Origin of the sequence: Verrucosispora sp. WMMA2121 (assembly GCF_027460185.1) — a bacterium.
Taxonomy (GTDB): Bacteria; Actinomycetota; Actinomycetes; order Mycobacteriales; family Micromonosporaceae; genus Micromonospora; species Micromonospora palythoicola.
In genome coordinates this window covers 2,210,447-2,221,460 of the sequence record NZ_JAPZBH010000006.1, presented here as the reverse complement: position 1 = coordinate 2,221,460, position 11,014 = coordinate 2,210,447, and the positions used below count along the sequence as shown (strand labels likewise).

Annotated in this window: 10 protein-coding genes; 5 read left to right on the top strand and 5 right to left on the bottom strand. The window is 71.7% G+C overall.

The window, feature by feature from the left end; translation table 11 throughout:
* Positions 1 to 91: 91 nt before the first annotated feature.
* The gene (locus tag O7605_RS19100) at positions 92 to 304 is read right to left on the bottom strand and encodes a hypothetical protein (protein WP_093403775.1); all 213 of its coding nucleotides are present in this window, start codon (positions 302 to 304) and stop codon (positions 92 to 94) included.
* Between the two features lie 159 nt (positions 305 to 463).
* Between O7605_RS19100 and O7605_RS19095 the strand changes: the two genes are divergently transcribed.
* On the top strand, positions 464 to 856 hold the full coding sequence (locus O7605_RS19095; RefSeq protein ID WP_269740431.1) for a phage holin family protein: 393 nt from the start codon (positions 464 to 466) through the stop codon (positions 854 to 856).
* Between the two features lie 190 nt (positions 857 to 1,046).
* Positions 1,047 to 2,072, top strand: a complete 1,026-nt coding sequence (fbaA, locus tag O7605_RS19090; RefSeq protein WP_269740430.1) for a class II fructose-bisphosphate aldolase — start codon at positions 1,047 to 1,049, stop codon at positions 2,070 to 2,072.
* Positions 2,073 to 2,145: 73 nt separating this feature from the next.
* Here the strand turns inward: fbaA and O7605_RS19085 are convergent, their stop codons facing one another.
* Entirely contained in the window at positions 2,146 to 3,390 is a 1,245-nt protein-coding gene (locus O7605_RS19085) for an LOG family protein (protein WP_269740429.1), read from the bottom strand.
* A gap of 249 nt (positions 3,391 to 3,639) precedes the next feature.
* Here O7605_RS19085 and O7605_RS19080 point away from each other — a divergent pair, with 249 nt between their 5' ends.
* Positions 3,640 to 4,068 carry a DUF3151 domain-containing protein gene (locus tag O7605_RS19080; protein ID WP_269740428.1) on the top strand — a complete coding sequence of 143 codons (429 nt, stop codon included), beginning with the start codon at positions 3,640 to 3,642 and terminating at the stop codon, positions 4,066 to 4,068.
* Positions 4,069 to 4,164: 96 nt separating this feature from the next.
* Here O7605_RS19080 and O7605_RS19075 read toward each other — a convergent pair whose 3' ends face one another.
* Positions 4,165 to 6,192, bottom strand: coding sequence for a MinD/ParA family ATP-binding protein (locus O7605_RS19075; RefSeq protein WP_269740427.1), 2,028 nt, complete (start codon positions 6,190 to 6,192; stop codon positions 4,165 to 4,167).
* Between the two features lie 76 nt (positions 6,193 to 6,268).
* Positions 6,269 to 7,267, bottom strand: a complete 999-nt coding sequence (locus O7605_RS19070; RefSeq protein WP_269740426.1) for a hypothetical protein — start codon at positions 7,265 to 7,267, stop codon at positions 6,269 to 6,271.
* 125 nt (positions 7,268 to 7,392) lie between these two features.
* Between O7605_RS19070 and O7605_RS19065 the strand changes: the two genes are divergently transcribed.
* On the top strand, positions 7,393 to 8,682 hold the full coding sequence (locus O7605_RS19065; protein ID WP_269740425.1) for an adenylosuccinate synthase: 1,290 nt from the start codon (positions 7,393 to 7,395) through the stop codon (positions 8,680 to 8,682).
* An 81-nt stretch (positions 8,683 to 8,763) separates the two neighbouring features.
* Here O7605_RS19065 and O7605_RS19060 read toward each other — a convergent pair whose 3' ends face one another.
* Entirely contained in the window at positions 8,764 to 9,867 is a 1,104-nt protein-coding gene (locus O7605_RS19060) for an IS30 family transposase (protein WP_269737567.1), read from the bottom strand.
* Between the two features lie 138 nt (positions 9,868 to 10,005).
* On the opposite strand from O7605_RS19060, the gene O7605_RS19055 reads away from it, so the two are divergent.
* Complete coding sequence (locus O7605_RS19055; protein ID WP_269740424.1) at positions 10,006 to 10,944, top strand: type IV toxin-antitoxin system AbiEi family antitoxin domain-containing protein; 939 nt, start codon at positions 10,006 to 10,008, stop codon at positions 10,942 to 10,944.
* The last annotated feature ends 70 nt before the right edge of the window (positions 10,945 to 11,014 follow it).

Below are 11,014 nucleotides of genomic sequence, written 5' to 3'. Positions count from 1 at the left end.
TGTCATGGGGGTGGTGGGCGGTCTGTGCGGCAGGGATGGAACGGGTGGCGAAGTGCCGACCGTTCCGGGTGAAGTCCGGCCGGAGGGTTGGTCAGCGGTAGTCGTCCTCGTCGGCGCCGACCACGCGGGCCTGCTCCATGGCGTCCCAGTCGTCGACCTCCAGGCCACGGTGCGGCTCGACGTCGACCTGGCTCGGGTCGACCACGGCGGCCTGCTCGACGGCGTCGGCCGGCTCGGCCTCCAGGTCACGCTCCTCCGGGCTCAGGTGGTCGCCGGGGGCGAAGTCCTCGTCGGGCTGGCCCATTCGATGCCTCCGGGATGTCGGCGGACGGGTACCCACCCACCGTACGGGTTGTGCCGGCGCGGTGCTGGCAACCGGCCGGCCGCCGAGCCGTCGAGGGTACGCCGCCCTCGCGGTCGAGTCGGCCGAATCGACCCACCGGCGGCAGTCGCCGGTGCCAGGATGGTTGCCGTGGGCTTCCTCATTCGACTGGCGGCGACCGCCATCGCACTGTGGATCACCACGCTGATCGTGCCCGGGGTCGAGGTGACCGGGCGCACCGGCTACGACACGGCGTTCACCCTGCTCGTCGTGGCACTGATCTTCGGTCTGGTCAACGCGGTGCTCAAGCCGGTCATCAGGGTCGTGGGTTGTGTCTTCTACCTGCTGACCCTCGGCCTGTTCGCCCTGGTGGTCAACGCCCTGCTGTTCCTGCTGACCGACCGGATCGCGCGGGCGCTCGACCTGCCGTTCCAGGTGGACGGCTTCTGGGCGGCCTTCTGGGGAGCCATCGTGATGGCGGTGGTCACCTGGTTGATCAGCGTCGCGGTGCCGGATCCAGCGGACCGGCGGTGAACCGGCCCGGTTGTGCCGGTCGGGTGCCGCTACGGGATACTGCCCGCGGAGGACAGCGCGGTCCGGCGCAGCACGGTAGGACAGGCGGCCGCACGGCCGGCCCCCAAGGTAGGACAGGCGGCCGCACGGCCGGGCCCCTACGGAGAACAGCGGCCGTACGGCCGACAGCGGCAAGTAAGGAGCGTTCGACATGCCCATCGCTTCCCCCGAGGCTTACGCCGAGATGCTGGACCGCGCCAAGGCCGGCCGGTACGCGTACCCGGCGATCAACGTGACGTCCTCGCAGACGCTGAACGCGGCGCTCAAGGGCTTCGCCGACGCGGAGAGCGACGGCATCATCCAGGTCTCCACCGGTGGTGCGGAGTACCTCTCCGGCCCCTCGGTCAAGGACATGGTCACCGGCGCGGTGGCGTTCGCCGCGTACGCGCACGAGGTGGCCAAGAAGTACCCGGTCAACATCGCCCTGCACACCGACCACTGCCCGAAGGACAAGCTGGACAAGTTCGTCCGGCCGCTGATGGCCATCTCCCAGGAGCGGGTGAAGGCCGGCCAGGAGCCGCTGTACCAGTCGCACATGTGGGACGGCTCGGCCGTGCCGGTGGCGGAGAACCTGGAGATCGCGGCTCAGCTGCTCGACGAGGCGGCCAAGGGCAAGATCGTCCTGGAGATCGAGGTCGGTGTCGTCGGTGGCGAGGAGGACGGCGTCGAGAACGCCATCAACGACAAGCTCTACACCACCGTCGAGGACGGTCTGGCCATGGTCGAGGCGCTCGGCCTGGGTGAGAAGGGCCGCTACATGGCGGCGCTGACCTTCGGCAACGTGCACGGCGTCTACAAGCCGGGCAACGTCAAGCTCCGCCCGGAGATCCTCAACCAGATCCAGGAGGCGGTCGGCGCCAAGTACGGCAAGGAGAAGCCGCTCAGCCTGGTCTTCCACGGCGGCTCCGGTTCGCTGCTGTCGGAGATCCGCGAGGCGCTGGACTACGGCGTGGTGAAGATGAACATCGACACCGACACCCAGTACGCCTTCACCCGTCCGGCGGCGGACCACATGCTCCGCAACTACGACGGCGTGCTCAAGGTCGACGGCGAGGTCGGCAACAAGAAGATGTACGACCCGCGGGTGTGGGGCAAGGCCGCCGAGGCGGGCATGGCCACCCGCGTGGCGGAGGCCTGCGAGCACCTGCGCTCCACCGGCACCACGATGACCAAGTGACGAACTGACGTCGCCCGGACGGCGGCCGGCTCCGACTCGGGGCCGGCCGCCGTGCCGTCGCAGCCGAACTTCCTCACCTCGTCAGCAGGCGGGCCGCCTCGTGGACGTCGTCGGTCAGGTGCACGGTGTCCGACAGATCCCCGAAGGGGGAGGCGGCCAGCAGCGGGCGCAGCAGCGACTCCACCGGCAGCTCCGTCGTCCAGTACGCGCGGTCCAGGAAGACGTACGCGCCGCTGGCGCCGTCGGTGCCGTAGTAGGTCTTGGTGGCCGCCTGGAACACCTCCTGCACGGTTCCCGCCCGGCCGGGGGCGAAGACGATGCCGCCCCGGGCCAGTCGCAGGATGGTGTCCTCCCGGATGGCGTTGGAGAAGTACTTGGCGATCCGGCCCGCGAACAGGTTCGCCGGCTCGTGCCCGTACAGCCAGGTCGGCACGGCGAGTCCACCGCAGCCCGCCCAGTCCAGGTCACCGGTGGTCAGCGCGGCCGAGTCGGCCCGATAGGCGGTCACCGGCTCGGTGCCGTTCGTCGGCGGCGCGACCGACCGGCCGAAGAGTTCCCGTACCCGCAGCGCCGCCGCCGTGTAGCGGTCGTGGTCGGTGTAGTCCGGCGCGGCGGCGAGCAGGTCGATGGCCGCGGTGAGGTCCTCCGCCGGGCGGGTCGACAGGTACGCACCCAGGTTCGCGGCCTCCATCACCCCCGGTCCGCCACCGGTGACCACCAGCCGGTGCGCCCGCGCGAGTTCCCGGCCGAGCACCGCGGCCATCCGGTACGGCTGACTGCCCCGGCGGACCGCGTGCCCGCCCATCACCCCGACCACCGACTGCGGCCCGTGCGTGGTCAGCCAGGCCCGGGTGGCGTCGGCCAGCGCGTTGTCCACCCCGTGGTCGTGCAGCCGCTGGCCGAGCGCCTCCCGGACGTCGGGCAGTGCGCCACCGTGCGCCCGGAAGTGCGCGTACACCCGGGTGTCGTACATCGCCGCGAACCCGCCCTCGGTGAAGCCGGCGGCAAGTTCCTCCGGCGTGTAGAGGTGCGACGGCTGGGTCGGGTACGGCAGCCCGGAGAACGGCGGCACCACGTTGGCGCCGCGCCGGACCAGGTCGGCGCCGACCCGCCGGGAGGCGAAACGGCAGCCGACGAAGAGCGTTCCGGCCACCTCGACCCCGGTGAGGTCGGGAGGCTCCAGGTCCAGTCGGAGCCCCTGCACGGTGAGCCCGACCAGGCTGCCGGTGGCCACTCGCCGGTCGAACTCCGCCCGGGTCTGGATCTCGTCGGTCCAGGTGTGCGGCTCGATGACGTCCGCGGGAGGTGGGGTCGGCATCGGGTCATCCTGCCGGGCGGGCGCAACGCCGTGGACGTGACCCCGGGCGACCCGGTGATGAGACGGGAGCCCGGCGGCCTGGCCGGGCTCCCGCGTTCCGGTTCCTGGGGAGGCTCCGGATCCATAGTTGTAATGGATGCGACCCGGCGACGGCATGGGCCGCAGGCGTGACCGACCTCTCGGCCGTTCAGCCGACCGGCTCGCCGGACCCCCTCGCGGGCCGCCGTGCGAAGCGGGTTGAATGGGACGATGCAGAACCTCCTACCTGAGCCGCCCGCCACGCTCCTGCCCGCGCACGTCGAGGCCGACTCCGCGCTGGTCGCAGCCGAGCAGAGCGGCAGCGACGAGGCGTTCGCCGAGGTGGCGGCCCGGTACCCGACGCACAGCGCCGCGTGGGCGGCGCTCGCCGCCCGGGCGTTCGCCCAGGGCCAGGTCGTGCCGGCGTACGCGTACGCCCGTACCGGCTACCACCGGGGACTGGACCAGCTGCGCCGCAGCGGGTGGAAGGGGCACGGGCCGGTGCCGTGGTCGCACGAGCCCAACCGCGGCTTCCTGCGCTGCCTCTACGTGCTGTCCCGGGCGGCGGACGCGATCGCCGAGGCGGACGAGGCGGCCCGCTGCGCCCAGTTCCTCCGCGACTGCGACCCGGCCGCGGCCGACGCGCTGGCCAGCAACTGACGCGTGCCGGGCCTGACCACCCGCACCGGCTCCGACCCGTCGACGTGCCGCCGCCGGCCCGGGTACGCCCGGGCCGGCGGCGCGCGACGGTGGCCGCTACAGGCCCTCGGCCACCGAAGCGGCGATCTTGAGCCAGGCGTCCCGGGTGGCGGTCGACAGGTGCGCGTAGCGCAGCGGCTCGCCGGTGTCGATGAGCCGCTCGTACGGCGCCAGCAGCACCGCCCGGGTACGCGCGGCGAAGTGTTCCTGGATCGCCGGCAGGTCGATCTCCTTGCGGGACGGTGGCATGGAGACCACCGTGACCGCCTGCCGGACCAGCCGGTGCCGTCCGCTCTGTTCCAGGTGGTCGAGCATCCGGGCGGCGGTCTCCGCCGAGTCGTTCCGGGCGGACATGGTGACCACCAGCTGGTCGGTGGCGTCCATGGCGGCCTGCCAGTTCTGTGCCCGGACGTTGTTCCCCGTGTCCACGAAGATCAACTTGTAGAACCGGCTGACCACCTCGCGGATCTCGCCGAAGGCGGCGGCGGTGAGCATCTCACCGCCGGTGGCCGACTCGTCGGAGGCGAGCACGTCGAACATCCCCTCGCCCTGTGAGCGGACGTACTGGGACAGGTCGCCGACCCGCCCCTGCGCGCCGTGGAACTGGCCGAGATCCCGGAGCAGGTCCCGGACCGTACGCGAATGGAAGTCCTGCTGGGCGCGCATGCCGAGGGTGCCCTGCGTCTCGTTGTTGTCCCAGGCCAGCACGTATCCACCGCGATTCTGACCGAAGGTCATCGCGAGCAGCAGGATGGCGACGGTCTTGCCGGCACCGCCCTTCGGGTTGACCACGGTGACCTGCCGCAGCCCACCGAAGTTGCGGCGCACCATCTCGATGTCCCGTTTGCGTTCCAGCTCGTGCCGGCCCGGCGGGAGCTTCACCAGGCCCGTCTTGTTGACCACGGCGCGGAGCCCGGTCGTCGCGACCGGGTCGGCGGGGCGCACCTGCCGGCGGCGGGCGAAGTCCTCGGCGGTGGGCGCCGCACCGGCCTCCGGATTCCAGGCCGGCTCCGGGTAGGCCGACGGCGCCGGTGGCGCGCTGTTGGTCTGCGGATAGGGCTGCTGGGGTGCCGGCGGCATGGTCGGCGGCGCGCCCTGCTGCCACGGCGCGGGATGCCAGGCCGGCTGTGGTGGGAACGGACCGGGAGGCGCCGGCGCGTACGACGGTGGGGCGGGCGGCTCGGGCTGCGGCGGCCCACCGGGTCCGGCATCCACCGGCTGCGGGCCGGCGGGTGGTGACGCGGGCGGCACCTCGGCGTCCGACGACACGGGCGGCAGCGGAGCACCGGGCTGCGGCACCGGGGCACTGCCGTGTTGTGGCACCGGGGCGCTGCCGTGCTGCGGCGCGACGAAGGGGTACGGGCCGGGTTGCTGGGGTGGCAGCGGCTGCGGAATCGGTGGTAGCGGTTGGGCCGGCCCGGCCCAGGTGGGGCGGGGCGGCCCGACCGAGGTTTCGGCGGACGCGACCGGGTCGGATCCGGGACGCTGCGGTGGATGTGCCCACGGCGACTCCGTCTGCGGTCGGGCCACCGGCTCCGGCCGGACCACCGGCGCAGCATCGTCGCCGGCACCGGTGTCGGCCACGTTCGCCGGGTCGTCCGCCAGGCCCTGGGGATCCGCGTCGGTCGGCCCGTCGTCCTGGGTGGGCGCGACGGCGGTGGGTGGGTCCAGGGTGAAGGGCAGGTCCAGATCGACCTGGCCGGGCCCGGGTCGGGGTGCCGGCTCCCAGCCGGTGGTGGTCGGCGCGCCGTTCGTCAACGACGGATAGTCCGCAGGCGACGGAGGTGCACCGGGCGCGTACGTCGGCCGTCCGGGGGCGTGCTGCGGCCCGGTAGTGGCGGGCCGGTACGCCGGTCCCGCGACCGAGGGCTGGTCGGTCGGCTGCGTGACCGGTGGCTGATCGGTCGGCTGCGCGGGCGACGGCGGCATGGGCGGAGGTGGCACGGTGGGCGGCACCGGCGGGGCAGCCCACGTCGGCGCGCCGAAGCCGTCGATCTGCTCCGGCGGCCAGAGTGGTTCGATGTCCCGTTCCGGCATGCCATGCTGGCCGGGCACGTGCACCCGGTCGGCGTTGTCGTCCACCACGGTGTCCTCCCCATTCCTCCTGACGAGGATAGGCCCAGTGGCCGACCCGGGCCTCCGGTGCGCCGGCCGGCTCGGATCAGGCCGTCCAGACCGCCCAGGCACCCGGCTCGGTCCACCAGGACCGCTTGCGCGTCAGCTGCCCCGCCACACCGTCGTCCAGATACGGCAGCGCCGCCTCGTCCCGGGGCAGCACCGACGCGGCCCGGCCGCGGGCCCGCCGGACCTCCAGGCGTACCCGGCGCCGACCCCACCGGGACCGGGTGACCACCGGTACGGCCACCGCCACCTCGACCAGGCCGTCGGTCGGGTCGGGGCCGGCCAGCAGCGTCACGTCGTCGAGCCGGGCGTAGCCGCCCGCGTTGCCGATCGCGCAGGCGAGCAACGGTTCGTCGCCGTTCGACAGCACGGCGTCGTCCACCTCGACCCGGCCGCGCCAGGGCAGCGGGGTGCCGTCCTCACCGGCGGCACCGAGCAGCACGCCGTCCAGCGTCACCGAGCCGCCGTCGTGGCGCAGCAAGTCGAGTCGGCGTGGTGAGCCGTCCAGCACCGCGGCCGCCACCGCCGCCGGGTCGCGGGGCAGCCCCAACTGCGCGGCGAGGTCGCGGTGCGTCGTGCCCCGGGCCGGATCGAGCGGCAGTACGCCGACCGGTGGCAGGTCCGGCATCGTCCGGTTGCCGGCCAGGTCGGTCGGGCGGCGACTGGGCGGTGGGGCGTACCGGCGCACCATGCGGCGGAGCACGGCGCGCAACTGTGCGTCACCGGCCACGGCGACCACGAGCCGGGTCTTGGTATCGGCGTCCGGCCAGGTGAGCCCGTCGGGGCGGGGCGGCCCGTCCAGCCGGGCCAGCACCTGGTCGATCTCCGCGTCCGACCGGGCGGTCACCGTCTCGACCCGGGCACCTCGGGCGGTCAGCGCATCGGAGCAGGCCAGCACCGGTACGCGTGGTGTCTCGCAGCGTTCCTCGCGCTCCTTGGCGGCGTCGGTGCCGCCACCACAGCAGGCTCCGCCGCTGCCACACGCGGCTCCCGGAGCGTCCCGCTCGGAGCCGAGGGTGAGCAGCACCACGTCGTACACGGGTAGCGCCTCCTGCTGTTGCCGACGCGACCCCTGCCGGTCGCGCCGTCACTACTTGTTAGCCTGACACCCCGGGCTCGCTGACCGGTCGCCATCTGGCACCCGAGCCTTCTGGAGGCGAGAAGATGCCAGCGATCGTGCTCCTCGGTGCCCAGTGGGGCGACGAGGGCAAGGGCAAGGTTACCGACCAGCTGGGTGGGCGGGTCGACTACGTCGTCCGCTTCTCCGGCGGCAACAACGCCGGTCACACGGTGATCACCCCGGACGGGCAAAAGTACGCCCTGCACCTGATGCCGTCGGGCGCGCTCTCCCCGAACGCCGTGATCGTCATCGGCAACGGCGTGGTGGTCGACCCCAAGGTGCTGCTCAGCGAGATCGACGGCCTGGCCGAGCGGGGTGTCGACGTGTCCCGGCTGCGGATCTCCGGCGACGCGCACCTGATCATGCCGCACCACCGGGCGCTCGACCGGGTGGTGGAGCGGTACCTGGGCAGCTCGCGGATCGGCACCACCGGGCGGGGCATCGGCCCGGCGTACGGCGACAAGGTGGCCCGGATGGGCATCCGGGTGCAGGACCTGCTGGACCCGGGGATCCTGCGCAAGAAGCTGGAACTCGCGTTGCGCGAGAAGAACCAGGTGCTGTTCAAGGTCTACAACCGCAAGGCGATCGACGTCGACGCCACCATCGAGGAATACCTCGAGTACGCGGAGCGGCTGCGGCCGTACATCGCGGAGACCCGGGCGATGCTCTGGGACGCGCTGGACCGTGGCGACACCGTCCTGCTGGAGGGTGCCCAGGCCACCATGCTCGACATGGACCACGGCACCTACCCCTTCGTCACCTCGTCCAATCCGACGGCCGGCGGGGCGTGCGTGGGCACCGGCATCCCACCGACCGCGATCACGAAGGTGATCGCGGTGAGCAAGGCGTACACCACCCGGGTCGGTTCGGGGCCCTTCCCCACCGAGTTGTTCGACGACAACGGCCAGCACCTGCGCAAGGTCGGCCACGAGTACGGCACCACCACCGGTCGGGAACGCCGCTGCGGCTGGTTCGACGCGGTCGTCGCCCGGTACGCCTGCCGCGTCAACGGGGTCACCGATCTGGTGATCACCAAACTGGACGTGCTCACCGGCCTGCCCACGGTGCCGATCTGCGTCGGCTACGAGATCAACGGCAAGCGGGTCGACGACATGCCGATGACCCAGACCGACTTCCACCACGCCGCCCCGATCTACGAAGAGCACCCCGGCTGGTGGGAAGACATCACCAAGGCGCGCACCGAGGACGACCTCCCCGAAAACGCCAAACGCTACATCGCCCGCATCGAAGAACTCTGCGGAGCCCGCGTCAGCGTCGTAGGCGTAGGCCCCGGCCGCGAAGAAAACGTAACCCGCCACCCCCTCCTCCCCTAACCACCGCGTACCCACCAGCCTCGTTGATCATGAAGTTGTTGTCACCGGTACGGCCTTGGGGTCAAGGGGTGAGTGCAATCGTTAGGGAGCGATGAGGTGCGCGAGGCGTTGGGCTGGGGTGTCCCAGTCCAGCGTTTCGCGGGGTCGGGTGTTGAGTTCGTGGGCGACCTCGTCCAGGCCGGTCTGGTCGATGGTGCGGAAGTCGTAGCTGCTTTTGGGGAAGTACTGGCGCAGTAGGCCGTTGGTGTTTTCGTTGCTGCCGCGTTGCCAGGGGCTGTGGGGGTCGCAGAAGTAGACCGGGCAGCCGGTGGCGACGGTGAATCTCGGGTGGGTGGCCATCTCGGTGCCTTGGTCCCAGGTCAGTGACCGGCGCAGGTGTGCCGGCATCCGGGTGGCCAGGGTGGTGAGCACGGCGATGACGGCTTCGCTGTCACGGCCGTTGGGTAGGGCGCCGAGCATCACGTAGCGGGTGCTGCGTTCGACCAGGGTCACGATCGCCGAGGCGCCGGCCTTGCCGATGACCAGGTCACCTTCCCAGTGCCCGGGCACGGCCCGGTCAGCGGCCTCCGCGGGCCGGGTGCTGATGTGCAGATCCCCGATCCAGGGCCGCCGGCGACGGGCGGCACCCGCGGCGCGTGACTGCGGGCGCCGCTGGGTACGACCCGAACGCAGCGCCACCTGCCGACCCAACTCCGCGCGCAGGTTGCCCCGCGACTGCACGTAGATCGCCTGGTAGATCGTCTCGTGGGACACCTGTGACTCCGGACGGTCGGCGTACGTGGCCCGCAACCACGCGGCGATCTGCTTCGGAGACCACCTACGCGCCAGTTTCCCCGCCACCGTGTGCCGCAGCCGCGTGCCCGGCCGAAGCTTCGACGCCTGCGGCCGCCGCCGAGCCGCGTCAGCCCGCCGCTGCGCCCACTGCGCCTGATACCCCCACCGATACGGCCGACGAGCCCGCCCGGGCGGCAACGACCGCCCGAGCGGATTCTTCGTCCCGTGCCGCGCACTGTGATACCGCGCGACCTCCCGCGACACCGTGCACACCGGCACGCCTAACAGCCCCGCGATCTGCGAGATCGTTCGCCCCGACCCCCACAAATGCTCCAACACCTGCCGATGCCCGAACGTCACCACACCCGGCCTGGCCACCAACACCTCCAGCACAACCAAGATCAGTTGCACTGAACCCTAGAATCCGCCGGCGTGTCGGGAGCAATAACTTCATGATCAACCCGCGAGGGTGGTGGGGTTATCCACAGGTGGGGGCTGGTTATCCACAGGGGGTTTTGTCGATCTCTGTGGGCCTGGACAGTCGGTCGGGTGGATGCGTTGACGGTGGTCCGACGGGTGGCGGCCACACAGGACTCAGTGGTCACGTTGGCACAGGCCCGTGCCGCCGGGCTGACAGTGCACGAGGTGCATCGGCTCTGCCGCGCCGGCCGGTGGCGCACGGTGGCCAGAGGTGCCTACCTGGTCGATGCTGATCTGCACGACGGGGTGCCGCGCCGGGCGCGGATCAGGGCAGCGGTCGCGTCATTCGGCCCCGGTGCCGCTGCGGTGTTGGCGACGGCCGCCGAGCTGTACGACATCGCCGGCGTCCAGAGGTCAGAGGAGATCCACGTTTCGGTTCCGGGCGTCGCCGCGCGGCCGGTGCGACCGAACGATCCGCAGGTGACGCTGCACCAACTCGTGATCGAGCCGACACAACTCGTTGAGGTCGCCGGGATCGCCGCCACCGTGCCGGTACGAACGGTCGCGGATCTCATCCTGAGGTTGCCCCGCTACCCGGCGGTGTGCCTCGTCGACTCCGCGCTCAACCAGGGGCTGGTCCGGGATGACGATCTGCCCACCATCCATCGCCTCATCCGGGGACGGCGCGGGGCGGTGGCGGCCCGTGGTTACCTCACCGAGGCGGACTGCCGGGCACAGTCTCCGCTGGAGACGCGCACCCGGTTGCGGTGCGTTGACGGCCGGGTCCCGCCCGACGTCCTCCAGATAGAGGTACGAGACCACGATGGCTATCTGCTCGGCATCGGTGATCTGGGTTGGCGGCGGCACCGGGTCATCGCGGAGGCTGACGGGAAGGGGGCGCACAGCGCTCCCGCCGCTGTCCTCGCTGATCGCCGTCGACAGAACCGACTGCTCAACGCGGGTTGGGCGGTCCTTCGTTTCACCTGGGCCGACACGCTCCAGGCCGAGTACATCCCCTGGACGGTGCGACAAGCCATGCAGATGGCCGCCGGGCGCGGCCGACCATGAAGTTGTCGCCCAAGTTACGGCGTGTCGAGGGCAATAACTTCATGATCAACGGGATGTCGGGGTGGGTCGG